The sequence below is a fragment of the Acinetobacter sp. CIP 51.11 genome (assembly GCF_000369665.1).
Taxonomy (GTDB): domain Bacteria; phylum Pseudomonadota; class Gammaproteobacteria; order Pseudomonadales; family Moraxellaceae; genus Acinetobacter; species Acinetobacter lwoffii_S.
This window is the reverse complement of the sequence record NZ_KB850128.1, coordinates 542,371-566,082: the sequence shown is the minus strand read 5'-3', so window position 1 is coordinate 566,082 and position 23,712 is coordinate 542,371. Positions and strand designations below refer to the sequence as shown.

25 protein-coding genes are annotated in these 23,712 nt (G+C 45.1%); 14 read left to right on the top strand and 11 right to left on the bottom strand.

The genetic code is table 11. The annotated features are described in order from the left end of the window. Positions 1 to 28: 28 nt before the first annotated feature. Together F894_RS02940 and truA are read left to right on the top strand one after the other, a co-directional pair. Positions 29 to 997, top strand: coding sequence for an asparaginase domain-containing protein (locus F894_RS02940; protein WP_005245915.1), 969 nt, complete (start codon positions 29 to 31; stop codon positions 995 to 997). A gap of 14 nt (positions 998 to 1,011) precedes the next feature. Beyond that, positions 1,012 to 1,809 carry a tRNA pseudouridine(38-40) synthase TruA gene (gene truA / locus F894_RS02935; RefSeq protein ID WP_005245914.1) on the top strand — a complete coding sequence of 266 codons (798 nt, stop codon included), beginning with the start codon at positions 1,012 to 1,014 and terminating at the stop codon, positions 1,807 to 1,809. A 91-nt stretch (positions 1,810 to 1,900) separates the two neighbouring features. Here truA and F894_RS02930 read toward each other — a convergent pair whose 3' ends face one another. Then, the gene (locus tag F894_RS02930) at positions 1,901 to 2,908 is read right to left on the bottom strand and encodes an AraC family transcriptional regulator (RefSeq protein ID WP_005245913.1); all 1,008 of its coding nucleotides are present in this window, start codon (positions 2,906 to 2,908) and stop codon (positions 1,901 to 1,903) included. Between the two features lie 231 nt (positions 2,909 to 3,139). Between F894_RS02930 and infA the strand changes: the two genes are divergently transcribed. From infA to F894_RS02915, 3 genes are all read left to right on the top strand, one after another. Next, a complete protein-coding gene (gene infA, locus F894_RS02925; protein ID WP_001284370.1) occupies positions 3,140 to 3,361 on the top strand; it encodes a translation initiation factor IF-1 in 222 nt (73 codons plus the stop codon). A 134-nt stretch (positions 3,362 to 3,495) separates the two neighbouring features. Next, a complete protein-coding gene (locus tag F894_RS02920) occupies positions 3,496 to 3,876 on the top strand; it encodes a hypothetical protein (protein WP_005245912.1) in 381 nt (126 codons plus the stop codon). Between the two features lie 145 nt (positions 3,877 to 4,021). Next, positions 4,022 to 4,420 (top strand): hypothetical protein, encoded by a 399-nt coding sequence (locus F894_RS02915; RefSeq protein ID WP_005245911.1) that lies wholly within the window; start codon positions 4,022 to 4,024, stop codon positions 4,418 to 4,420. A gap of 73 nt (positions 4,421 to 4,493) precedes the next feature. Here the strand turns inward: F894_RS02915 and leuB are convergent, their stop codons facing one another. From leuB to leuC, 4 genes are all read right to left on the bottom strand, one after another. Then, positions 4,494 to 5,573 carry a 3-isopropylmalate dehydrogenase gene (gene leuB / locus F894_RS02910; protein WP_005245909.1) on the bottom strand — a complete coding sequence of 360 codons (1,080 nt, stop codon included), beginning with the start codon at positions 5,571 to 5,573 and terminating at the stop codon, positions 4,494 to 4,496. A 42-nt stretch (positions 5,574 to 5,615) separates the two neighbouring features. Continuing rightward, positions 5,616 to 6,179 carry a hypothetical protein gene (locus F894_RS02905; protein WP_004647383.1) on the bottom strand — a complete coding sequence of 188 codons (564 nt, stop codon included), beginning with the start codon at positions 6,177 to 6,179 and terminating at the stop codon, positions 5,616 to 5,618. Between the two features lie 87 nt (positions 6,180 to 6,266). Continuing rightward, positions 6,267 to 6,917, bottom strand: coding sequence for a 3-isopropylmalate dehydratase small subunit (gene leuD, locus F894_RS02900; RefSeq protein WP_005245908.1), 651 nt, complete (start codon positions 6,915 to 6,917; stop codon positions 6,267 to 6,269). Positions 6,918 to 6,938: 21 nt separating this feature from the next. Next, on the bottom strand, positions 6,939 to 8,372 hold the full coding sequence (leuC, locus tag F894_RS02895; RefSeq protein WP_005245907.1) for a 3-isopropylmalate dehydratase large subunit: 1,434 nt from the start codon (positions 8,370 to 8,372) through the stop codon (positions 6,939 to 6,941). A gap of 261 nt (positions 8,373 to 8,633) precedes the next feature. Between leuC and F894_RS02890 the strand changes: the two genes are divergently transcribed. The 3 genes from F894_RS02890 (at position 8,634) to ovoA (ending at position 12,261) form a co-directional block, all read left to right on the top strand. Then, positions 8,634 to 8,870 (top strand): DUF2061 domain-containing protein, encoded by a 237-nt coding sequence (locus F894_RS02890; RefSeq protein WP_005107971.1) that lies wholly within the window; start codon positions 8,634 to 8,636, stop codon positions 8,868 to 8,870. Positions 8,871 to 9,060: 190 nt separating this feature from the next. Continuing rightward, entirely contained in the window at positions 9,061 to 9,936 is an 876-nt protein-coding gene (locus tag F894_RS02885; protein ID WP_004278498.1) for a LysR family transcriptional regulator, read from the top strand. A gap of 150 nt (positions 9,937 to 10,086) precedes the next feature. After that, positions 10,087 to 12,261, top strand: a complete 2,175-nt coding sequence (gene ovoA, locus F894_RS02880) for a 5-histidylcysteine sulfoxide synthase (RefSeq protein ID WP_005245906.1) — start codon at positions 10,087 to 10,089, stop codon at positions 12,259 to 12,261. A gap of 49 nt (positions 12,262 to 12,310) precedes the next feature. Here ovoA and F894_RS02875 read toward each other — a convergent pair whose 3' ends face one another. Beyond that, positions 12,311 to 12,559: a DUF2789 family protein gene (locus F894_RS02875; RefSeq protein WP_005245905.1), complete on the bottom strand. Its 249-nt coding sequence runs from the start codon at positions 12,557 to 12,559 to the stop codon at positions 12,311 to 12,313. A gap of 161 nt (positions 12,560 to 12,720) precedes the next feature. Beyond that, on the bottom strand, positions 12,721 to 13,371 hold the full coding sequence (locus F894_RS02870) for an HAD family hydrolase (RefSeq protein ID WP_005107974.1): 651 nt from the start codon (positions 13,369 to 13,371) through the stop codon (positions 12,721 to 12,723). Positions 13,372 to 13,553: 182 nt separating this feature from the next. Between F894_RS02870 and F894_RS02865 the strand changes: the two genes are divergently transcribed. The 3 genes from F894_RS02865 (at position 13,554) to F894_RS02855 (ending at position 16,966) form a co-directional block, all read left to right on the top strand. Continuing rightward, positions 13,554 to 14,036 (top strand): RNA pyrophosphohydrolase, encoded by a 483-nt coding sequence (locus F894_RS02865; protein WP_004278502.1) that lies wholly within the window; start codon positions 13,554 to 13,556, stop codon positions 14,034 to 14,036. An 89-nt stretch (positions 14,037 to 14,125) separates the two neighbouring features. After that, positions 14,126 to 16,423, top strand: a complete 2,298-nt coding sequence (gene ptsP / locus F894_RS02860; protein WP_005245904.1) for a phosphoenolpyruvate--protein phosphotransferase — start codon at positions 14,126 to 14,128, stop codon at positions 16,421 to 16,423. Positions 16,424 to 16,465: 42 nt separating this feature from the next. Continuing rightward, positions 16,466 to 16,966 (top strand): hypothetical protein, encoded by a 501-nt coding sequence (locus F894_RS02855; protein WP_005245903.1) that lies wholly within the window; start codon positions 16,466 to 16,468, stop codon positions 16,964 to 16,966. Here the strand turns inward: F894_RS02855 and F894_RS02850 are convergent. Next, positions 16,963 to 17,142 (bottom strand): DUF7230 family protein, encoded by a 180-nt coding sequence (locus tag F894_RS02850; protein ID WP_004278505.1) that lies wholly within the window; start codon positions 17,140 to 17,142, stop codon positions 16,963 to 16,965. The genes F894_RS02855 and F894_RS02850 overlap by 4 nt on opposite strands. 619 nt (positions 17,143 to 17,761) lie before the next feature. On the opposite strand from F894_RS02850, the gene F894_RS02845 reads away from it, so the two are divergent. The 3 genes from F894_RS02845 (at position 17,762) to F894_RS02835 (ending at position 20,221) form a co-directional block, all read left to right on the top strand. Next, positions 17,762 to 19,282, top strand: a complete 1,521-nt coding sequence (locus F894_RS02845; RefSeq protein ID WP_005245901.1) for a catalase — start codon at positions 17,762 to 17,764, stop codon at positions 19,280 to 19,282. Positions 19,283 to 19,377: 95 nt separating this feature from the next. Beyond that, positions 19,378 to 19,821, top strand: a complete 444-nt coding sequence (locus tag F894_RS02840; protein WP_005107981.1) for a thiol-disulfide oxidoreductase DCC family protein — start codon at positions 19,378 to 19,380, stop codon at positions 19,819 to 19,821. Continuing rightward, on the top strand, positions 19,811 to 20,221 hold the full coding sequence (locus tag F894_RS02835; protein ID WP_005245900.1) for a DoxX-like family protein: 411 nt from the start codon (positions 19,811 to 19,813) through the stop codon (positions 20,219 to 20,221). The genes F894_RS02840 and F894_RS02835 overlap by 11 nt, the downstream gene beginning before the upstream one ends. On the opposite strand, the gene F894_RS02830 is transcribed toward F894_RS02835, so the two are convergent. The 3 genes from F894_RS02830 to F894_RS02820 form a co-directional block, all read right to left on the bottom strand. After that, positions 20,211 to 21,266, bottom strand: coding sequence for an MBL fold metallo-hydrolase (locus tag F894_RS02830; protein WP_004278509.1), 1,056 nt, complete (start codon positions 21,264 to 21,266; stop codon positions 20,211 to 20,213). The genes F894_RS02835 and F894_RS02830 overlap by 11 nt on opposite strands. 406 nt (positions 21,267 to 21,672) lie before the next feature. Beyond that, positions 21,673 to 22,608: a cation diffusion facilitator family transporter gene (locus F894_RS02825; protein WP_005245899.1), complete on the bottom strand. Its 936-nt coding sequence runs from the start codon at positions 22,606 to 22,608 to the stop codon at positions 21,673 to 21,675. Between the two features lie 181 nt (positions 22,609 to 22,789). Continuing rightward, entirely contained in the window at positions 22,790 to 23,695 is a 906-nt protein-coding gene (locus F894_RS02820; protein WP_005245898.1) for a DMT family transporter, read from the bottom strand. Between the last annotated feature and the right edge of the window lie 17 nt (positions 23,696 to 23,712).

Here is a 23,712-nt window from a genome sequence, read left to right as displayed (position 1 = left end):
AAGCAGTCAATAATTGGCTGCTTTTTTTATGATAAAAAATATTGCATTAATTTATATGGGCGGCACATTCGGCTGTGTGGGAGATCCTCTTGCACCGATGCCTGCTGATTTATTTATTCCAAAGCTCGAACAGATACTTGCAGAGCAATATTTCGTCGAATGTCACCATGCACCCGCGATTAAGGACAGTAGTGCCTGCACAGCAACCGACTGGTTGCAACTGGTACAGTTTATTCAGCAATTGCAATCGCGGCAGATCCAGCATTTTGTGATCATTCACGGTACAGATACGCTGAGTTATGCCAGTGCGGTACTAGCACATTTTATCGGGAACTCGGCGCATGTGGTGCTGACCGGTAGCCAATATCCGTTGCTGAATGCTCAAGGCAATGAACAGCGTGAATTTAGCGATGCCCTGGATAACCTGAAATTTGCACTAGATTCAGTCAGCAAATCTAACGCTGGGGTCTATCTGGCATTCCATCATCAGCTGCTACATGCGCAAACTGCACTGAAACAGCATACTACCGAGTTAAATGCCTTTGCAGGTCTTGAGGCCAATATCGCAATCCAGACCCATCAACCGTGTTATCAGGTCAAGGTAGAAGATATTGCGAAAGCGGCTGAATTCAACTGCATGAGCATCATGATGCAGCCGATTGATCTGGCTCAGCAGCTGAATAACTTGAACAACCTCTTGGCTCGACCACCGCATTTTCTATTTTTGCAAGGTTTTGGCACTGGCAACCTGGCGGTCAATGACACCATGATTGCGCTCATTGATCAACTCTATGAGCAGGGCTGCATTTCCGTCTTGACCACCCAAGTGCCTTTTGGTGCGACGGATCAGCGCTATGCTATTGCCGAATGGGTCAATCACTGCAAAATTTTGCTGAATGAAAGTTATGGACATGCGGATCTGTATGCAAAAGCCCTGAAAATGTATTTACAATACGACACTGTAGAGCAATGGCATCGTCATTGGTACGATCAATAAGGTTTGAGGTCATTATGCAGCGTTTTGCGGTGGGAATTGAGTTTTGTGGGATGCATTATCGGGGATGGCAGACTCAACAGCCGGGAGTTGCAAGCGTACAGGAAACCATTGAAAGGGTCCTGAGCCGAGTTGCCGATCAACCGATTAGCCTACAGGGTGCCGGCCGCACGGATGCCGGGGTACATGCGACCAATATGGTGGCGCATTTTGATACGGATGCCGTGCGTTCTGAACGTGGCTGGCTGATGGGCTGCAATAGCCAACTCCCGAAAGACATCTCGATCCAGTGGATCAAAGAAATGGATCACAGTTTCCATGCGCGTTTTAAGGCGCAGGCGCGCCGCTACCGCTATGTGATCTATAACCACCCTGTCCGCCCGGCATTGCTGCATAAACAGGTCACCCATGTCTATGCACCGCTTGATGTTGAACAGATGATATACGCCGCGAAAAAGTTTGAAGGCACGCATAACTTTGAAAGCTTCCGCGCCGCAGCCTGTCAGTCCAACCAGCCCGTTCGCCATGTCAGCCATTGCCACCTGATTCAGCATGGTCAATATCTGGTATTGGATATTCAAGCCGATGGCTTCCTGCACCATATGGTGCGCAATATCATGGGATGTTTATTGGAAATTGGTCAGGGCATGTATGCTGCCGATCATATTGATAATATTTTCGCGGCAGAAGACCGTAAAGCTGCTGGTGTGACTGCGCCAGCAGATGGTTTGTATTTTATTCATGCTGATTATCCGGCGCAGTTTGAATTACCTGAATTACCCTTAGGTCCGCACTGGCTGAATATGCCGGAATAGTTTTTAAATTTTTTAGAATATTTACCTCCCCTAACCCCTCCTATAAGGAGGGGAATTCCTCCCTTTTTTAAAGAGAGGTTAGGAGGGATTTTTAACGCTGCTTCCGCTTCCGATATTCCACTGGCGTTTCATTGGTCCAGCGTTTAAAGGCACGATAGAAGGTACTTGGTTCGGAAAAACCGGTCAGATAGACAATCCGCTCGACGCTCTCATTGGTACTCGCCAGCAAACGCTTGGCCAGACGACAGCGATAATCCGAGAGAATCTGCTGAAAGCTGGTATGTGCCTCACTCAGTTGCGTTCTCAAACGGCGTGGCGTGATATTCAGTTGTGCTGCTACAGTTTCCAGTGTGGTTTCACCACTCTCCAAAGTAGAGCCAATCGCACGACGGACTTCACCGACCAGATCATATCTTGCCAGTTCCTGTAATTTTTCAATCGCCAGTTGCTCATGCAGCTGCAACAGCTCAGGTTCAGCCTGCCACAGCGGATATTCCAGGATAGTCGGATCGAAGTACAAACGGGTTTCTTTCTGACCTAGACTGACCGGACACTCATAAACCCGGAAATATTCATCATCAGGTGCCCCTTTAGAAAAATTAAAATCGATATAAATCGGTTCAAAACGTCCTTCAGTAATAAATTTAAAGAAACGAAGTACGCCTGACATAGCACATTCAGTAAAATGACGATTGACCAGACTCTCAGCAAAAGGCTGTTCACCATTGGTTAAATAGCAGCGGTCATCTTCAATCACTAATTTGGCAGCAAAGGCATCGCTGATCAGTCGCTGATAAGCCAAAGCACGTTTCAGTCCCTCACCAAAATTTCCAGATGAAACAAACAGGTGTTCAATGACCTGACCACGATAAAGTGGCAGGTGCTCCCCCAGATGCAATCCAATATCCGGATCCTTGCTGACTTCCTCTGCCGCCACCCAAAAGGCATACTGGGCACTCAGCGGCGTACGGTCATTAGCCTCTACCTGATTTAAAGCCACTCCTGCTTTGGTCAAAAGTTCTTCTGTCGGCAACCCCGCACGACGAATCGCCTGATAGCCTAAACGCAATACGACTGATGCATCCGTTAGCTGACTCACTCAAAAGCCTTCCTTGTATGTACTTCATTTATACTTAAAAAGATTAATTTTAGATTAACTGTGATTGACCAAACTGACAACAGAAACAGGTGTCTTTTTAGTTAAAAAAATTATCGTGACAGTTCGCCTATTTTACTGGCAGATGATCAGTCTAACGCCCGTTTCGTCTTGTATTTTGCAAAAAAATTGACTATAATTTGCGCCTTTCCAATTTATTCATTCAGGTAGGCTATGGCCAATAAAGAGGAACTCATCGAGTTCGAAGGCGTTGTCACCGAGACGCTTCCTAATACTATGTTCCGTGTACGTTTAGAGAACGGTCACGAAGTGATTGCCCACATCTCTGGTAAAATGCGTAAACACTATATCCGTATTTTAACGGGCGACAGTGTGAAGGTTGAAATGACACCTTATGATTTGACTAAGGGTCGTATCACATATCGTGCACGCTAAGTTTTAGCGCAAGCAAAAGCCACTTTTAGTGGCTTTTTTATTACTTGAATTATTTATCAATCAGTAAAATAATTTGACTCAGGCCTATAAATTCACGACTATTCATTGAATTGAAAACAACAGGTATAAAAACAATGAATATGAAATGCTTACCCCTACTTTCCAGCTTGTTTCTCGTTGCGTGCGCTACCGGCGGCAATCAGCATCTGCATCAGTCTCTACAACCTTATGTGGGTCAAACTGCAGCACAGGTTCGTAGCCAGCTTGATCTTCGCGCAATGGGATTCAAGACCTCCCAGCAACCGATTCAAACCGCAGAATCTCTCAGCTACACTATTTTTCTGGATATGAATATTCCGATGGGCACGCCGAATATTAGTCAGAGTATCTCGATCGGTGCACCAATGCCGATGTCCTCAAATGGTGGTTATAACATTGAGATGAAATGCCAAATCTGGTTTGACCTAAAAGATGAAATTGTTCAAGCCATCCGCTATACCGGTAGAGCTTGCTAAGCTGTACTCATCGAGTTCAAAGCCTGTATCTAATTAAATCAGGGATCAACCTCACCATGCTAAACTTCTACCGTGTATCAAATCACAACAGTATTTTTGCATGGAATGCGCTTACACTCATTTTATTTGGTGTTGAGGATAACTCATGAAGTTCACACTGATTTTAGCATGCTGCACAGCCTTGGGTTTGCTTAGTGCATGCAGCACCACCTCCTCAACGACTGCACAGCGTGATGCCTATTTACAACAGTTCATTGGGCAAAGCAGCCAACTGATCGATCAAACTCTGGATCTAAAACGTTTAGGTTACCAGCAGATCAGTGAGCCTGAACGCAGCGCAAAACAATTAAGCTATGTGGTACAACGCCCCATTACCATTCCTTTGCCTGTAGCGCAGTTTCCTGCCACAGGAACAGGCACTGTACCGATTCCTGTCTCAGTAAGTCCTGCCGGCGGCTACGACGTCAAATTGCAATGTAAAATCACCTTCTTACTCAAAGATAATATTGCGACCGCGGTACGCACCACAGGCCGAACCTGTTAAGGGGTTTAAGCTTTGAAATTTCTATTATAAAAAAACGCAGCTCAAGGCTGCGTTTTTTTGAATCAAAACAGGCTTAGTTCAATGCAGCAACGACTGCTTGACCCATTTCAACCGTACCGACTTTTTGCATGCCTTCAGACATGATATCTGCCGTACGCAAGCCTTGATCCAAGACCTGACCTACTGCATCTTCAATCGCTTTAGCAGCCGCTTCTTCACGGAAGGTATAACGCAACATCATCGCCACCGAAAGAATCGTCGCTAATGGATTTGCCAGGTTTTGACCGGCGATATCTGGTGCAGAACCATGACAAGGCTCATACATGCCCTTGCCATTTTCATCCAGAGATGCCGATGGCAACATGCCGATTGAACCGGTCAACATCGCAGCTTCATCAGACAGGATATCACCGAACAGATTCGAGGTGACAATCACGTCAAACTGCTTTGGCGCACGCACCAGTTGCATTGCGGCATTGTCGACATACATATGCGATAAATTAATTTCAGGGTATTCGGCATCTTTCAGCGCAGTCACTGTCTGTTTCCACAGCTCAGTCACTTCAAGCACATTGGCTTTATCCACTGAACATACTTTACCACCGCGCAAGTTGGCCATTTCAAAAGCGACTTTAGCGATACGCTTGATTTCAGACTCTGAGTAAACGTCAGTGTTGTAGCCTTGCTTCTCGCCATTTTCCAGTTCACGGATACCACGTGGCTGACCGAAGTAAATACCACCCGTTAACTCACGCACAATCAGAATATCCAGACCTGCTACGATTTCAGGCTTTAAACTTGAAGCATCAGCCAGTTGCGGATAAAGAATGGCTGGACGCAAGTTAGCAAACAGATTCAGTTCGCTACGCAATTTCAATAAACCACGTTCCGGACGGATTGAACGCTCAATCGTGTCCCATTTTGGACCGCCCACGGCACCGACTAAAATCGCATCGGCTTTTTTAGCCTGTTCAGAAGTCACGTCTGGATACGGTGAACCGTGCGCATCAATGGCTGCACCACCGAGTAAACCCTGTTCCCATGTCAAATCGAGATTAAATTTTTCATTTACACGAGTCAGCACCTGCTCTGCCGCTTTGACAATTTCAGGACCGATACCGTCACCAGCTAAAATCAAAATTTGTTTAGACATGAGATTTTCCGTTTAAAACGTCAGATTCAGACCTGACAGAGGTTAGATTTTCTTTTCTACAAACTCTGCAATCCCGGTGACTGCATTATAGGGTTTGCAAAAACGACGAATGGTTTTTTGCTCTTGTACCAGATCTACGCAAAGCGGATCCGGCGCCGAAGAATTTAATAAACTGCTGCTACGCGCACTACGGTCACGAAACATTTTTAAGCTATAGCGGTTATTGGCCTGAAAACGATGAAATACATGTAAAGTTTCCGCTTTATCCTTACTGATCGGATAAAAACGCACGACCAGTTCATGCTGTCCTGCCGGCACAGATAAATAAATCGAATTGGCCTGATTTAAATTTTTGGCCTGCAAGCGCACCAGTTTCTGCTTCAGCGCCTCATCACTGATGCGGCCATTGTCGGCGTTGACAATAATGGTCTGATTGAAGCGTTCGAACTGACAATCTGGCGTCCCTGTACAGTAGATCAGGGCATTGCTTTTGCTCTCAGTATTTTCTTTGGCATGTTTGAGTTTCATCGTGTCGATGCTTTGACATGCAGTCAACAGCACCGATACTGAACTTAAAGCAAGCCACTGTTTCCAATAATTCGCCATAATGTCTGTCTTACCCAATCAAAAAACTCAATAATCTTCCGATATTAGCAAGGGAATCGCAGTCATGCCATGACAATTTTTACTGATTTATCCATGAATTTCGGCAAATACCCAAGGACGCGATTGTTTGGTTTTTTCTTCATAGGCACGAATATCATCCGCCACCTGCAAAGTTAAGCCAATATCATCCAGACCATTTAACAGGCAATGCTTGCGAAATGGATCGACTTCGAACTTAAAGCTTTCACCTGTAGGGGTGCGAACTTCTTGTGCCTGCAAGTCAATGGTCAGTTGATAGCCTTCATCTGCCGCACATTCCTTAAATAACTGCTCAACAATCTCTTCAGCCAAAATCACGGGCAACATACCGTTTTTAAAACAGTTATTAAAGAAAATATCGGCAAAGCTTGGCGCAATAACAGTACGGAAACCGTATTCACTCAAAGCCCACGGCGCATGTTCACGGCTAGAACCACATCCAAAGTTGGCACGTGAAATTAAAATAGACGCACCCTGATAACGTGGCTGGTTCAAGACAAAGTCCGGATTGATCGGACGAACTGAATTGTCCTGACCTGGATAACCTTCATCCAAGTAACGCAATTCATCAAACAAATTGTCACCAAAACCGGTACGTTTGATCGATTTCAAAAACTGTTTTGGAATAATTAAATCTGTATCGACATTGGCACGGTCTAAAGGTGCAACGATACCTTGTTCAACGGTATAAGCTTTCATGTCTGTGCTCCTACGTACCAATTAAAATGAACGAACATCAACAAAGTGACCTGCAATCGCAGCAGCGGCTGCCATGGCTGGACTTACCAGATGAGTACGACCGCCATTGCCCTGACGACCTTCAAAGTTACGGTTCGAAGTCGAGGCACAATGCTCGCCCGGCTGCAACTTGTCGGCATTCATCGCCAGACACATTGAACAACCTGGTTCACGCCATTCAAAGCCCGCTTCGACAAATACCTTGTCCAAGCCTTCCGCTTCTGCCTGAGCTTTGACCAGACCAGAACCCGGAACCACCATCGCCTGTTTGATTGAAGATGCGACCTTACGACCTTTGATCACTTCGGCTGCAGCACGGATATCTTCAATACGCGAATTGGTGCACGAACCGATAAAGACACGATCCAGTTGAATCTCAGCCAAGGCCTGACCGGCATTTAAGCCCATATATTGATAAGCACGGTTCCAGTCATTGCGTTGTACATCGTCTTTGGCTTGTTCTAAAGTTGGTACTGCTTGAGACACTGGAATGACCATCTCAGGAGAAGTTCCCCAAGACACTTGCGGCTCAATTTCTTCACCTTGCAACACGACCACCGTATCAAAATATGCACATTCATCCGAATGCAATGTATTCCAGTACGCTACCGCCTGATCCCACTGTTCCGCAGTTGGCGCATAAGGACGACCTTTAACATACTCGATGGTTTTGTCATCCACAGCAACCATACCCACGCGTGCACCGGCTTCGATCGCCATATTACACACGGTCATACGACCTTCAATCGACATATCACGGAAGACCTGACCACCGAACTCAATCGCGTGGCCGGTACCACCTGCGGTACCAATCTTGCCGATAATGGCCAAAACCACATCTTTTGGTGTCACGCCCTGACCTAATTTGCCATCAACGCGTACCAACATGTTTTTCATCTTCTTTTGAACCAAGCATTGGGTCGCCAATACATGTTCAACTTCGGATGTCCCGATACCATGCGCCAAACAGCCAAAAGCACCATGTGTTGCCGTATGCGAATCACCACATACCACCGTCATGCCCGGCAAGGTCAAGCCCTGCTCCGGCCCAACTACATGCGCGATGCCCTGACGGATATCGTTAATATCAAATTCAACAATATTAAAGGTCTTGCAGTTATCATCCAAGGTTTGCACCTGAATGCGCGAGGTTTCATCTTCAATTCCGGCTACGCCCTGCTCACGCTCTTTTTTCGAGGTCGGTACGTTATGATCCGGTGTAGCAATGTTAGCGCTTAAACGCCATGGCTTGCGCCCGGCCAATTGCAACCCTTCAAATGCCTGTGGTGAGGTTACTTCATGCAACAGGTGACGGTCGATATAGAGTAAGGCAGAACCATCATCACGTTGCGTTACTAAATGGTCATCCCACAATTTATCATATAATGTTTTTGCTGTTTGGGTTGCGCCTGCCATGTCGATATACTCCACTGGACTGGGTAAATTCTTTCTCTGATTTTGATTATATCGCTGCAATCACATAAATCTAATTTATCATTTTTATCAGTTAAAAAACTTTTTGGAATCTTTTAAAAGCTGAATCAAATCAGACTTTCACTTTATTTTCATCAATCTAATTTTCCGATTAATTTATTAAAAATATTCGTTTTTACAAATTAAATGAGAATTATTATTATTTCTTCATCGACAGAGATGATGATTTTGAGGAACTTCGACATGGCACATATTCAACGCTTTGTAGACAATAACCAGCGCATGTTTAAAAAGACTTTCAGCTACTACATTATGCATATTACCGTAGCGATGATTGTGGGTTATTTGGTGACTGGCAGTCTGACGATGGCGATTGCCTTGAGTTTATTAGAACCAACGGTACAGGCAGTGGCTTTCTTCTTCCATGAAAAAATCTGGGAGCGTAATAACCAACAGCAGAATGAGGACATTACCGTCTAAACTCTTCGGTCGAGGTTCCTGATAAAAGACTACCTTTATAGGTGGTCTTTTTTAGTTTTAAAAATGCCAAGGCTTTGAAAATGTATAGTAATTCAGCACTGCAACATAGATGAGCTAATTTTGCTTTGATTTATTCTTAAAATATAACAATAATATATTTACACATAAAAATTCTTTATAGGTGGTTAAGATGAATCTCGCAGCCTTTGAAGCCTTCGTAAAAGTCATGGAAACCGGTTCGATTTCTCTGGCCGCAGATCAGCTCTTCATTACCCAGCCTGCTGTTACCAAACGTATTCACAGTCTGGAAGAATACTTTGGGGTCAAGCTGTTTGAATCTGCCGGACGTGGCGTACAGGCCACTCACGCGGCACACTCTCTGTTGCCTAAAGTGAAAAACTGGCTGAATGAACTCGGGGATATTCATTATACCTTGAGCCATGAACAGGGTCAGGTACAGGGCAAACTAAAAATTGGTACCAGTCATCATATTGGCCTGCATCATCTGCCGAGTCATTTGCGCCGTTATGTTCAGGAATATCCTGACGTGACTCTGGATGTGCATTTTGTCGATTCCGAGCAGGCGCATGAACAAGTGATTGCCGGCGATCTGGAACTGGCATTTTTAACCTTGCCGCCACGGGGTGATGCGCGTCTGAATTATGTGACTATCTGGAATGATCCTCTGGTCTTTGTGGTGGCACCGTTTCATCCGCTGGCGCAGCAAAAAAATCTGTGTCTGGAAGATTTGCTCGACTATCCAAGCCTGTTGCCCTCATCACAGACCTATACCTCGCAAATTACTTTGGCCGAATTTGAAAAACAGGGTATTAAACCGAAAGTCAGTATGAGCAATAATCCGCTGGAATCAATCCGGATGCTGGTATCGATTGGCTTAGGCTGGTCGGTACTGCCAAAAACTTTGGTCAATCATGACCTTCACCAACTAGATATTAATCTGGAAATGAACCGTCGCTTGGGCATGGTCTGGCATCCGGGTCGTACGCAGTCCAAAGCGGCACAGGCTTTGGTTCAGCTCATGCAAGGCGCCTCGCTGTCTATTTAAGCTGTTCCTGAACATGCTGCATCCAAAACGGTGCAGCATTTTGTTACCTAAATACACCCCATCTGGCGATATCTTTCGAGTATTTTTAAGACAATTCCATTCTTTTGCAGTGCAGAGGAATGCTTAAAACTATTCGATGGAGCCTGACGGATGCAGCTCGATTCCCCCTTAAAATCCCACTCTCAAGATAAAACCAATACAAGCAGCCTATGGCTTTCGGCCAAACCGATGCTGCTGCCCACGCCGGCACTTGATTTTACCGATGAACAGACTGCCCGGCACTGCCTGCGCGAATATTTCCTGAATACTTTTGACACCTATGAGCAACTGTTTGAATGCCTCAAGCATGAAGATGCTTTTTTCATCAAGCCGATTACTTTACGTCATCCGCTGATTTTTTATTTTGCCCATACCGCCACTTTTTTTGTCAATAAACTGCTGCTCAGCAAGCTGATTAGCGAACGCGTAAATCCGCATTTTGAAAGTATCTTCGCAATCGGTGTAGACGAGATGAGCTGGGATGACCTGGACGAAGTACATTATGACTGGCCTGCCGTGCAGGAAGTCCGCGATTATCGTCATCAGGTACGTGCCCTGATCTTGAACATCCTTGAACATGCTCCGTTGACTCTGCCCTTGAACTGGCAGAATCCGTGGTGGACCATCATCATGGGCATCGAGCATGAACGGATTCATCTGGAAACTTCTTCTGTGCTGATCCGCCAGCATGCTTTGGAACATGTACGCCAGCATCCGCAATGGCGTGCCAATATTATTACCGGCATGGCCCCGGATAATATTTTGCTGGATGTGCCGGAAGGCAAAGTGCATTTACAGAAAGATTTTAACCATCCATTTTATGGCTGGGACAATGAATACGGCCGGCATGAAGCCGAGGTTGCAGCTTTTGCAGCCTCCAAATATCTGGTATCGAATCAGGAATTTCTGGCCTTTGTCGAAGCTGATGGCTATCAGACCGAACACTACTGGAGTGAAGAAGGTCTAGGCTGGCTGCAATTTTCACAAGCTGCTCATCCCTGTTTCTGGCGCAAAACTGAATTGGGTTGGTCACTGCGACTGATGCTGGAAGAAGTGCCGATGCCTTGGGATTGGCCGGTAGAAGTGAATTATCATGAAGCCAAGGCCTTTTGTCAGTGGAAATCGCAACAGCTGGAAAAAACCATTCGCTTGCCGACTGAAGATGAATGGTATCGCCTGTATGCCGTTTCAGACCTGGATCCAGATTTACAAAGTCCTGAACAGGCCAATATCGAGTTGAAATACGGCACCAGCTCCTGTCCGGTGGATCATTTCAAGCAGGGTGATTTTTACGATATTCAAGGCAATGTCTGGCAGTGGACTGAAACCCCGATCTATCCATTTCAGGGTTTTCAGGTGCATCCATTTTATGATGATTTCAGTACACCGACCTTTGAAGGTCGCCATAACCTGATGAAAGGTGGCTCCTGGATTTCGGCGGGCAATGAAGCTTTATATAGTTCCCGCTACGCCTTCAGACGGCATTTCTTTCAGCACGCTGGTTTTCGCTACGTCGCTTCTGATCAAGCATTGCAACATTTCCCTTCGCATTATGAAAGCGACCAGCTGGTCTCCCAATATCTGGAATTCCAGTATGGTATCGAATATTTTGGTATCGCTAATTTTGCCAAAACACTGGTCGATCTGGCACAACCCTATTTTCAGCAAACGCCGTGCCATCGTGCCTTAGATATTGGCTGTGCTACCGGCCGCGCCAGCTTTGAACTGGCACGCTCTTTTGATCAGGTAACCGGTTTGGACTTTTCGGCACGCTTTATCCAGCAAGCAGTTTATTTGGCTCAAGGCCATAGGGTACGTTATCAGCTGCCACTAGAAGGTGAATTAAGCGAAGAAAAAAGCTGTTCACTTGAAGATGTCGCTTTGGATCAGGTTGCGTCGAAAACGGAATTTTTTCAGGCCGATGCCTGCAACCTGAAAGCACATTTTAGCGGCTATGATTTTATTCTGGCAGCGAATCTGATTGACCGGCTGCATCATCCGAAAGACTTTTTATTGCAGATTCATAAACGTATCAATATAGGTGGAATTTTAATGCTGAGTTCGCCCTATACCTGGCTGGAAGAACATACGGCACGTAGTGAGTGGCTAGGCGGTTTTCAGGAGGATGGGGAAAACATCACGACCTTGGCTGGTATAAGCAATATCTTAACCCAGCACTTTGAATTGGTGGCCGAACCCCAAGATGTGCCTTTTGTGATTCGAGAAACGGCCAGAAAGTATCAACACACGCTGTCACAAGTCACGATCTGGAAACGTGTTCGCTAAAGGTAAGGTGATGGCCTAAAAAAAGCCAATCATACGATTGGCTTTTTAATCATCCCTCATTAGTTGAATTTTCATGTAAGGATTCATTGAGTTGATCCACCACAATCGCCCATTCGCCATCAGATGCTATTTTCTCGCTTAAAAATTGACGTTGTGCCTCTGACCAATACGGCGCATCCAATAAAGTCAGATCTTTATGTAATTGATGCTCGTGAATAAATGTTTCAATACCTTCTGCACTGGCATCCAAGCCAAGCTGCTGGAACAGATGTGTCATACGTGGTCGAACGTGAGTCATATCTCATACCTCAGAATCTACTATTGTTATCATGTCCTGTTTTTTGAGCATAGCATGTCTGATTCAGCCTGACTGTGAAAAAACATTAATATTCCATTGAGGCAAATAAAAAGCACAACCGAAGTTGTGCTGAATAAATCACATGAATGGGACTAGAATACTTAGATCGACCAGTCCTGTATTTCCCAGCCTTGTTCTTGGGCTAGAGTTTCCAAACGATCATCCGGATTGACTGCAATCGCATGATCCGCATATTCCAGCAAGAAACGGTCATTAATCGAATCTGAATAAGCCCAAGACTCGGTGACATCACGGCCTTCCAGCCATTGTTCCAGACGCACCAGCTTGCCTTGCTGATAGCATGCGGTATTGATGACTTTACCAGTATATTTCCCATCAATGACTTCAGCATTGGTGGCAATAATTTCAGTAATTCCGAATTCACGAAAAATGGGTGCGGTAATAAAGTCTGAAGTTGCGGTAATCCCCACTAAGGCATGCCCTGCTTCACGGTGGCGCTCAATGGCTTTAAAACCTTCAGGACGCATTTGTGGACGAATGACTTTTTGCATGAACAGTTGATGTAATTCAGTCAAATAATCATTGTCATGTTTGGTCAGAAACTGGAACACAAATTCATTATAGGCATAAGGATCCAGCTGACCTTTTTTATAATCGTCATAGAACTTGTCATTCATGGCGCGATGCTGAACTGGATCGACCAGGCCCTCACTGACCAAAAACTCTCCCCAAGAATGATCCGAATCCGTGTTTAACAAGGTGTGATCGAGATCAAATAGCGCCAATTTCATGAAAATACTCGTTAAAACTGAAATTTAAGAAAAAAATTGTAAATCTATCTCCGCTAGTCGATAGAAATTCGTTAAGATCATAGCAATTTTAACATTTTTAAACTTTGCTTTTTTCGAGTTGGATAACGAAATAATGCTCCCCGATGGCAAAGGCATAAATTAAACAATTTTTAGGTAGCCAAATGATCGACTCTGAAGGTTTCCGACCGAATGTCGGGATCATTTTGGCAAACGATGCTGGACAGGTTTTATGGGCAAAACGCATTGGTCATAATGCATGGCAATTTCCACAAGGCGGGATCCAATATGGAGAAACCCCTGAGCAGGCACTCTATCGTGAGCTGAGAGAAGAAGTTGGCTTATTGCCCGAACACGTCCAGATAGTCGCGCAAACCAAAGGCTGGTTGCGCTATCGTTTGCCGCATCGATACATTCGTACGGACTCTGATCCGGTCTGTATCGGTCAAAAACAAAAGTGGTTTTTACTCAAACTCACGGCCCCCGTTCAGCATATTCAGTTGAATCTGTCTGATCCGCCCGAATTTGATCAATGGCAATGGGTCAGTTATTGGTACCCACTCGGTCAAGTCGTGAATTTCAAACGTGATGTTTACCGCAAAGCCTTGGTGGAGTTGTGTCAGCAACTGCCCCAGCAAAAACCTTAAAAAATCGCATAAATAATGCAGATTTTTTACGCGGCTATTGTTATAAATAAACTTAATCACTGAAATTCTGAATAGACGGAGCAGACCTTATGTCGAATATGCAACTGGACACCTTGAGACGTATTGTTCAGGAGATCAATGCGTCCACCAGTTTGCATGAATCGCTCGACATCATGGTCAAACATGTGGCCGAGGCCATGCAGGTTGATGTCTGCTCGATCTATCTCCTCGACGAACGCAATCAGCGTTATCTGCTCATGGCGTCTAAAGGCCTGAATGCAGAATCTGTCGGCCATGTGTCTTTGCAGACCGGTGAGGGTTTGGTGGGCCTGGTAGGCCAGCGTGAAGAAATTGTCAATCTGGACAATGCCCCTAAACATGAGCGCTTCCTGTTTTTACCTGAAACCGGTGAGGAAATTTATAACTCCTTCCTCGGTGTGCCGGTGATGTATCGCCGTAAGGTGATGGGTGTACTGGTGGTTCAGAATAAAGAATCACAGGACTTTTCTGAAGCTGCTGAATCCTTTCTGGTCACGCTCTGTGCACAGCTTTCTGGCGTCATCGCCCATGCCCATGCCGTTGGCAATATCGATGTATTCCGTAAGCCGAGCAACCTGCCCGCCTATAAAACCTTTCAGGGAGTTTCTGGCTCTGGTGGTATTGCCTTAGGTCGTGCAGTGATTCTCTATCCGCCAGCAGATCTTGCCGCAGTCCCTGACCGTGAAGCGGATGACATCAGTGAAGAACTGGAGCTCTTAGATAATGCCCTGAATTCAGTCCGCGAAGAAATTCAGTCGCTAGATGACAAAATGCAGGATGCGTTGATGGCCGAGGAACGCGCACTGTTTAGCGTGTTTTTGCGTATGCTGGATGAAAATGCCCTGCCTTCAGAAATCAAGGCCTTTATTCGTGAAGGTCACTGGGCACAAGGCGCCGTGCGAATTGTCATTGACAATCATGTGGCACAATTTTCCCAGATGGAAGATGATTATTTACGTGAGCGAGTGGCGGACTTAAAAGATCTGGGTCGCCGCATTCTGGCACGTTTACAGGAAGCCGATGCCAGTCACCGTGAACTGACCGATGAAAGTATTCTGATTGGTGAGGAAATATCGACGGCTGCACTGGTTGAACTGCCCGTGGATAAAATTGCCGCGATTGTCACTACCGAAGGCGCCATGAACTCGCATATGGTGATCGTGGCGCGTGCCCTTGGCATTCCCACCGTAGTCGGTGTAACCGAACTGCCAATCAATACCCTCGATGATGTGGAGATGATTGTCGATGCGCATCAGGGCCGTGTCTTTATTAATCCGCCACGTCGCCTGCGCAGTCGCTATAAAGAAATTCAAAAAGAAGAAGAACAGATTGCCAAAGATTTGCGTCAGTACGAAACCAAAGATGCAATTACCCCGGATGGCGTCGCCGTAAAACTGTACGTCAACACCGGCCTGATGATTGATGTGGTGCGTGGCGTGCAGCGCGGTGCCAAAGGTGTCGGTTTATACCGTTCTGAAATTCCGTTTATGCTGCGTGACCGCTTCCCGGGCGAGGAAGAACAACGTGCGATTTATCGTCAGCAACTCAGTCATTTTGCCAATAAACCGGTGGTGATGCGAACGCTGGACATTGGTGCAGACAAAGACCTGCCGTATTTCTCGATTGAAGAAGAAAATTCGGCACTCGGCTGGCGTGGCATTCGTTTTACCCTGGATCATCCGGAAATTTTTTCTTCACAGATTCGCGCCATGCTCAAAGCCAGTATCGGACTGAATAACCTGCATATTCTGCTGCCGATGGTGACCAGTGTCAGCGAGGTCGAGGAAGCGCTCTATCTGCTGGAACGTGACCATGCGGCGATTCAAGAAGAAGAACAGGTCAAGGTAAATAAACCAAAACTCGGCATCATGGTGGAAGTGCCGAGTGTGCTTCATCAGATTGATGAATTTTCCGAACTGGTGGATTTCTTCTCGGTCGGCTCCAACGATCTGACCCAATATCTGTTGGCTGTGGATCGCAATAATCCACGGGTAGCCAATGTCTATTCACATTTACACCCTGCAGTACTGCGTGCCCTGACCCGTCTGGTGCAGGACTGTCATCGTAATGAAAAACCGGTCAGTATCTGCGGTGAAATGGCGGGCGATCCGCTGTCTGCAGTTTTGCTCATGGCCATGGGCTTTAATACCCTGTCGATGAGTTCCAGTAATATTTTGCGGGTACGTAAAACCATTTGTCATGTTCCGATGAGTGATGCACAAGAATTGCTGCAACATGTGTTAAAAATGGACAATCCGCTCATGGTAAAAAGCTGGTTAGAATATTATTTCAGAACCCATGGTTTAGGGGATATGGTGAAATCTGCATCACGTATGGTGAGTGCCTAATACGGGACTTTTTCCAGTCCCTCGACAGTGGTAGAGGTGGTTATGGAATTTCTGGTCATCCTGTTCATGATTGTTGCGGTGTTCTATGTGGTCATTCTTGCACCGGCCTTGGCTGCCCGCAAAGAAGCTCATAATTCCGGTTCATCTTATATACGCCCCGCCAGCAATCGAGCAATGAGCTATGCCGATCGGCCTAAAATGACTCCATTATTGGGCATTGAAATTTCGGCATCGCAACGGCGGCGTTTAGGCAGAGATGACCCCTCCGTCATTGCTGCCAGACTCTATCACCAACAAAAAGATCAATTTGCCAGTTTTCAGCAGGCCAGACCACAGCCTCATTCCCCTCACCACAAAGCACCAGTGCAAAGCAAACTCAATAAATTCTTTAATGACTTAATCGCGGATGAATCGACAACATCATCCCGGTATCCAAATCAATATTCGCAAACTCGTAATAACCGACCTGTCGCCCCGCTCTCTCCAGTTAAAACTAATCCTAAGCAGCCCCCACGTCGTCCCCAGCCACCTTACAGACCTTAAGCGGCCATTAAAAAAGGGCGATCTTCCATGGAATATCGCCCTTGTCTGTGCTTGTTGTAGCCACGTTTTGAATTTTTCTTTCGATCTACAAAAACCTGGCTTTTGTTGACTTCATGCATGTGTTTTGCCACAAAATTGTGGATCACTACCTGCTCGGCTGTTTTTTTCTTGGCCATCTTGCTCTCTATATAATTTGGAGGAAGGAGTGAGATAATTATAGGGCCGACTGACTAATTTTCAAGCATATTTGCCAATGCTTTTTCAAAAATAAAGCCCATTTAGCCAGGATTTTCTATATGCAAAAATGGGAGTTATAGCCAGAAAACACCCTTATTTCATTCATTATTTTTATGGGTTTCTTCAGCCCAACAAAACTCGATTAAAAAAACTTTTAAAATAAATCAGTTATAAAATTTATTTTAAACAATACTATTCACTTATTATTTTTATCCTTTGATAAAAACATATTATCGACTTAGATATTGTTATTTTCGTTTAATCCCATTCATTATTCGAGTTATTCAAAATATATAGAATTTGATATTGTCACAGAGTGGAAAACCCGTTACTTTTTAAGAGTAACCATTTAATTTTCAACATTTTAAACTTTATTAAATTTAAAAATATTTTTTGAGTGAGCTCACTCAATTATACCCTGAATTCCGTTTTGTGCTGTAACACCCTTTATTTAAAGATATTGTAAATATAGCGAAACCTGATCTGATTAGCATATATCTCAATATTTTATGAATACTAGGTAAACGACATAAGATATTCAAAACTTGGAGAGGAAAGATGAGCCAAGATTTTAAAAAATGCCCTGTCACCCACCTGACCACTGAAGCTGGTGCCCCTGTGGTCGACAACCAGAACAGTATGACGGCAGGTGCGCGTGGACCTTTACTTGCCCAGGATTTATGGCTGAATGAAAAACTGGCCAACTTTGTCCGCGAAGTGATTCCAGAGCGTCGTATGCATGCCAAAGGTTCAGGTGCTTTTGGTACCTTTACCGTGACCAATGATATTACCCAATATAGCCGCGCTAAAATTTTCTCTGAAGTCGGCAAAAAAACCGAAATGTTTGCCCGTTTCTCAACAGTGGCGGGTGAACGTGGTGCGGCCGATGCGGAACGCGATATTCGCGGTTTTGCCTTAAAATTCTATACTGAAGAAGGCAACTGGGATCTGGTCGGCAATAACACCCCGGTGTTTTTCCTGCGGGATGCGCGCAAGTTCCCTGACCTGAATAAAGCAGTCAAACGCGACCCGAAAACCAACAAGCGCAGCGCCACCAATAACTGGGATTTCTGGACACTGTTGCCTGAAGCTTTGCATCAAGTGACCATTGTCATGTCCGACCGCGGGATTCCGACCGGTTACCGTCATATGCATGGTTTTGGCAGTCACACCTTCAGTTTTATCAATGCCAAAAATGAACGCTTCTGGGTAAAATTCCATATGCGTACCCAGCAAGGCATCCAGAACCTGACCGATGCTGAAGCTGCAGACTTGATCGCCAAAGACCGTGAAAGCAGCCAGACCGACCTGTTTGATGCCATCGAACGTGGTGACTATCCAAAATGGAAAATGTACGTTCAGATCATGCCGGAACTGGAAGCCGAAACAGTGCCTTATCATCCATTTGACCTGACCAAAGTCTGGCCAAAGGGCGATTATCCACTGATTGAAGTCGGTGAATTCGAACTGAACCGCAATCCGGAAAACTATTTCCAGGATGTAGAACAGGCAGCCTTTGCACCAAGTAATCTTGTACCGGGCATCAGCTACTCACCGGACCGTATGTTACAGGCACGTTTAGTGAACTATGCCGACGCAGCGCGTTACCGTGTTGGCGTGAATCATTCACAGGTTCCAGTCAATGCTGCACGCTGTCCTGTACATTCGAACCGCCGTGATGGTCAAGGCCGCATGGATGGCAACTATGGTTCATTGCCACATTACGAGCCGAACAGTTTTAGCCAGTGGCAGGAACAACCGGAATTCAGAGAGCCTCCACTGAAAATCACCGGTGATGCCGATTTCTGGGATTTCCGTGAAGATGACAATGATTACTTCAGCCAGCCACGCGCCCTGTTCAACCTGATGAATGACCAGCAGAAACAGGCTCTGTTTAATAACACGGCCGGAGCGATGGGTGATGCGCTAGATTTCATTAAATACCGTCACATCCGCAACTGTTACGCTTGCGATCCAGCTTATGGGCAAGGCGTTGCTAAGGCCTTAGGTATGACTGTAGCAGATGCCCAAGCAGCACGTGAAAGCGATCCAGCCAAAGGTTTGCCTAGCTTTCTCTAAGCCAGTTTAGACATGTATAGAAACCACCTTCGGGTGGTTTTTTATTGCAGCATCAAGCACTATAGAAACAAGCTGGCACAAAAAGAAATACAACAATGCATCCAAATATTGAAGACATCATTCAACAACACGACATTGTTTTATTTGATGCTGTTTGCGTAATCTGCAATGGCTGGACACGGTTTCTGATTAAATACGATAAAAAGATTCAGTTTAAACTGGTTTCCGCCCAATCGCCTTTAGGTACAGCTCTGCTCGAACATTATCAGATGCCCACTGAACATTACACCACGATGCTCGTCATTCAAGATGGCACACTCTATACCGAATCGACTGCCTTGCTGAAAGTACTGCAGCATCTCGGTTTTCCTTTTAATTTAATGAGCGCAGGTTATTTGGTTCCGCGTTTTATCCGCGACTTTCTGTATCGTGTGATTGCTTTAAATCGTTACAAGCTATTTGGTAAAACCGAGTATTGCCTGATTCCATCCAGCGAAAATAAACGCCATTTTCTGGAAGAAGCTGTTCGTGAATCCTAAACCTGTATTCCTACAACCACTGCGTACTATCCAGCTGACTTTGGTCATACTATGGCTCTATCAGGGACTCATTCCAAAAATTCTGTTCCAATCACCCGCTGAAATTAGCATTTGGCAAAATATGGGTTTTGAGCTGGCACTGGCCAAAGTCTTGGTTGGACTTTCCGGAGGATGTGAAATGCTATTTGGCTTATGCTTTCTGAAATGGAACCGGTCCATACTCTTGCATGGGTTGAATATTATCGGACTTGCTGGATTACTACTGCTGATTGCATTCACAGCCCCGTTGCAACTTACTACAGCATTCAATCCTGTGGTGATGAATACCGCCATGCTGATGCTTTCTGTAGTGGCCATTCAACTCATCCAAGAGGAACAACAGGAAGTACTTAAACAATAATCCGTTTGCCTTCCCGTATGCAGTAAAACGGATTAATCAATTTGGAAGAATGCTTGATGATCTCATGCAACTCATGTTCCGGTGCATCCCGGTCTTCATCTGTGAGCTGAAAAGTACGGTAATGAATCGCCAGTGAACATTTGGCCTGCAAGTCATGATGGGCATGAAAGGCATCTTCCGGATTCATATGAATCGCGCGCATCAGTTCACGCGGTTCATACGCTCCAATCGGGAGTAAGGCAATTCGCGGTGCACCCAGACGTTTACGAATTTCTTTAAAATGTGAGGCGTAGCCACTATCTCCGGCAAAAAAACAATGTTCCTTGCCATGTAATAAAGAAAATCCTCCCCAAAGTGCACAGTTCTGATCGCGCATGCCGCGCCCTGAGGCATGTTGAGCCGGCGTATAGACAATCCGGATCTCTTCAAAAAAGGCACTTTCCCACCAGTCCATTTCATGCACGGTATAATGTTCTGGCAAATACCAGGCATTACCCAGACCAGTATAAATAGGCATCTCAAAAGTGTTGTGCAGCCATTCCAGACTAGCCAGATCCATATGATCATAATGGTTATGGCTGAGCAGTACGGCATCAATCTGAGGTAATTCATCCAAGGCAATGCCAGCCGGAATGACCCGCTGCGGCCCTGTAGAAGCCGATGGACTGGCATATTCAGCCCAAACCGGATCGGTCAGGAAGTTATAGGGGCCGATCTGAATTAATGTGGTTGCGTGACCAATAAACCAGACTTGCCAGTCATCCAGAGCTGCATCTGGACGCTGCTGTGGCAATGCGCGTGGACGAGAAAAAAACTCGGCACGCTCTTCATCAAGATTAACATTCCAGGTTTTGGATTTTCGGGTAATGAGCCATTTGTATAAATCAAAGCGACCACGCGATAGAGAAGCATGCTCAAGATTACGAAACTGTTTTCCGTCGAAATGATCTGAATGCAGATACTCAAACACTGGCTTAGACCAGAGATGTTTCCAACTGGATTCCGTGATTAACTGGAATTTTTTAGTTTTGAGAAGATCTTGCATAAACATCCACTATTTATTATTCGCTATATGCAAGACAACAACCTCTTGAAATGGTCAAGCGGTGCATCTTTTAATGAGCATACAAACTAAAAACAGGCACACTACAACATAGTATGAAATCCGTCACAGAAAATCATGTATGTTTTTGTTATTTTTAGCAAAAAAATGGCATTTCATCGGCCTTATGGCTGGCTGAAGTCTGGGATTATCTAGAAAAATATTGCTCTTGTCCTTCTGTCTAAAAATACAAAATGATACTCAATATTTATAAGCCCATGCTGACAAAAGCATGTCTGCCCATTGATGATTTTATGATGAAATTCGCCATACCTCAGTATCATCACATCAATTGTGCGAGAAAGGCAAGTTGAGATCAAAATACCAACCTCAAGCGTTTTTTAGATCTTTATACACGACCTTGAGTTCGTTCCAGCCATACGGCCTTGGTTTGGGGTTTCACAAATAAAGCAATAATTTCCGGGTGCAGCTGTTTAATCTGCGCTTCGATCCGGTTGACACAGGCTTCAATTTCATCAGAAGTTAAATCATCTTTAAATTCCAGACTCAATGATGCAATGACTTGCTGAGCGCCCATCTGCTCAGTCAATACCCCATTGGCACTGAAAACTGCCGCATCCTGTTGAGCAATGTTTAATACATTTTCACGCAGTCTTGGATCTGCCGTTTCACCTAGTAACAAACCTTTGGTTTCACGTGCCAGAAACCAGGCAGAGACCGCCAGCACGATACCAATTAAAATCGATGCGGCACCGTCCAATTCAGGAATATTCAGTTGATGCGCCAGAAAAATACCAACCAGAGCAATCACCAAACCGACCAGGGCGGCAGTATCTTCAAATAACACGGTAAAGGTCGTTGGATCTTTACTGTGTCGAAATGCTTCAAAATATCCCAGATTTCCCTTTTGTTTACGAAAGGTTTTTAAAGCCACTGACCATGAAAATCCTTCAAAAAGAATCGCCAGACCCAGCACAATATAATTGATCAATGGATCCTGCATGACTTCAGGTTGAAGAATATGCTGTATCCCTTGATAGATGGACACAATCGCACCCAGGGCAAAAACCATCAGTGCCACAATAAAGGCCCAAAAATACAGTTCACGCCCATAACCAAAAGGATGTTTGGCATTTGCCGGTTTTTCTGATTTTTTCATGCCATATAACAGTAAAATTTCATTCAAGGTATCTACTACGGAATGAATTGCCTCACTGAACATGGCAGAACTATTGGTTATATAGGACGCAATAAATTTCACCAGCGCAATCGCCAGATTACCAAACAGGGCTGCATAGACTACGATTTTATTGGATTCAGACATCCTGACACTGTCCTAAATAAGCTTGTGCAAGCTTGAATGATTTATGTATCAAAATCTTAATCATTTATTTTTGAAAGTTGTTTTACAAATTGTTGCTTAGTCGTGATCTCTCACGTTGTTGAATCACTTTACTCTCTACTCAAATAATAAAAGGGCTTTCGCCCTTTTGGTTTTTACAGTTTTAATGCTTGGAAAAATACTGTTCGCGCCACTCTTTCCAGAAATACATGATGATCCCGAACATCACCACAGCAATTCCCGCAAAAGCATGACTGCTGATAATTTCATGATTTAAGGTTGCCCCCAGTACCAAGGCAATCACTGGCGTCATCACATTACTCAATGAGACGGTGGAAGCATTTAGACGGCGAATCAGCCAGAAATAACACAGCATTGCCACAATCGAAGACATGATCATGGTAAATATAAAACCGATCATGGCCTGTGTGCTAGGTAACTGAGTCGGCATATGTTGCCAGATAAACGGCACTAAAATGACTGAACCAGCCACGGAGACCAGCAATGAACCTGTAGCTTGCGACATCGGACTCAAGGGGGCACTGATCTGTTTAACCCAGAAGATCGAGCTGATATAAGACACCATACTGATCAGCATCAGCACTACACCCCAAGGATTGATCTTGCTGTCTGCCGAGTCGGCAAAAACAAAACATAAACCGGCGACGGCCACTGCCATGCCGAGCCATTGCAGCCAGATCAGTTTATGGGTTTTTAAAATCACATGACCGATTAAACCGGCGATCAGCGGTGAAAAACCAAAAATTAGCGCCATCAAACCTGAGGTCAGATAATTGGCCGCCAGATAAATAAACAGCTGCGCACCGATTAAATTCAAACTGCCTGCCAGATAACTTTTCATTGAAGTGCGGTCAAAAGGCAGCGGGTCGCGCATGATCTTCAGCAGGAACAACGCAATAATCAAGGCACCAAAATAGCGAATGATCAGCACCCACATCGGGTGAATCTCGGCCACGCTCCAGACAATCGCCAGTGGCGTTGCCGCCCAGATCAGCACCAATAAAGCGTAAATACTTGCCGTGACCGGCAATGAAGATGAAGAACTCATAAGTCTCCTAAACGAGG

What these genes read in the sequence shown, in the direction of transcription:
- F894_RS02940 (WP_005245915.1), top strand. Translation starts at nt 29, where the DNA reads ATGATAAAAAATATTGCATTAATTTATATGGGCGGCACATTCGGCTGT.
- truA (WP_005245914.1), top strand. Translation starts at nt 1,012, where the DNA reads ATGCAGCGTTTTGCGGTGGGAATTGAGTTTTGTGGGATGCATTATCGG.
- infA (WP_001284370.1), top strand. Translation starts at nt 3,140, where the DNA reads ATGGCCAATAAAGAGGAACTCATCGAGTTCGAAGGCGTTGTCACCGAG.
- F894_RS02920 (WP_005245912.1), top strand. Translation starts at nt 3,496, where the DNA reads ATGAATATGAAATGCTTACCCCTACTTTCCAGCTTGTTTCTCGTTGCG.
- F894_RS02915 (WP_005245911.1), top strand. Translation starts at nt 4,022, where the DNA reads ATGAAGTTCACACTGATTTTAGCATGCTGCACAGCCTTGGGTTTGCTT.
- leuB (WP_005245909.1), bottom strand. Translation starts at nt 5,573, where the DNA reads ATGTCTAAACAAATTTTGATTTTAGCTGGTGACGGTATCGGTCCTGAA.
- F894_RS02905 (WP_004647383.1), bottom strand. Translation starts at nt 6,179, where the DNA reads ATGGCGAATTATTGGAAACAGTGGCTTGCTTTAAGTTCAGTATCGGTG.
- leuD (WP_005245908.1), bottom strand. Translation starts at nt 6,917, where the DNA reads ATGAAAGCTTATACCGTTGAACAAGGTATCGTTGCACCTTTAGACCGT.
- leuC (WP_005245907.1), bottom strand. Translation starts at nt 8,372, where the DNA reads ATGGCAGGCGCAACCCAAACAGCAAAAACATTATATGATAAATTGTGG.
- F894_RS02890 (WP_005107971.1), top strand. Translation starts at nt 8,634, where the DNA reads ATGGCACATATTCAACGCTTTGTAGACAATAACCAGCGCATGTTTAAA.
- F894_RS02885 (WP_004278498.1), top strand. Translation starts at nt 9,061, where the DNA reads ATGAATCTCGCAGCCTTTGAAGCCTTCGTAAAAGTCATGGAAACCGGT.
- ovoA (WP_005245906.1), top strand. Translation starts at nt 10,087, where the DNA reads ATGCAGCTCGATTCCCCCTTAAAATCCCACTCTCAAGATAAAACCAAT.
- F894_RS02875 (WP_005245905.1), bottom strand. Translation starts at nt 12,559, where the DNA reads ATGACTCACGTTCGACCACGTATGACACATCTGTTCCAGCAGCTTGGC.
- F894_RS02870 (WP_005107974.1), bottom strand. Translation starts at nt 13,371, where the DNA reads ATGAAATTGGCGCTATTTGATCTCGATCACACCTTGTTAAACACGGAT.
- F894_RS02865 (WP_004278502.1), top strand. Translation starts at nt 13,554, where the DNA reads ATGATCGACTCTGAAGGTTTCCGACCGAATGTCGGGATCATTTTGGCA.
- ptsP (WP_005245904.1), top strand. Translation starts at nt 14,126, where the DNA reads ATGTCGAATATGCAACTGGACACCTTGAGACGTATTGTTCAGGAGATC.
- F894_RS02855 (WP_005245903.1), top strand. Translation starts at nt 16,466, where the DNA reads ATGGAATTTCTGGTCATCCTGTTCATGATTGTTGCGGTGTTCTATGTG.
- F894_RS02850 (WP_004278505.1), bottom strand. Translation starts at nt 17,142, where the DNA reads ATGGCCAAGAAAAAAACAGCCGAGCAGGTAGTGATCCACAATTTTGTG.
- F894_RS02845 (WP_005245901.1), top strand. Translation starts at nt 17,762, where the DNA reads ATGAGCCAAGATTTTAAAAAATGCCCTGTCACCCACCTGACCACTGAA.
- F894_RS02840 (WP_005107981.1), top strand. Translation starts at nt 19,378, where the DNA reads ATGCATCCAAATATTGAAGACATCATTCAACAACACGACATTGTTTTA.
- F894_RS02830 (WP_004278509.1), bottom strand. Translation starts at nt 21,266, where the DNA reads ATGCAAGATCTTCTCAAAACTAAAAAATTCCAGTTAATCACGGAATCC.
- F894_RS02825 (WP_005245899.1), bottom strand. Translation starts at nt 22,608, where the DNA reads ATGTCTGAATCCAATAAAATCGTAGTCTATGCAGCCCTGTTTGGTAAT.
- F894_RS02820 (WP_005245898.1), bottom strand. Translation starts at nt 23,695, where the DNA reads ATGAGTTCTTCATCTTCATTGCCGGTCACGGCAAGTATTTACGCTTTA.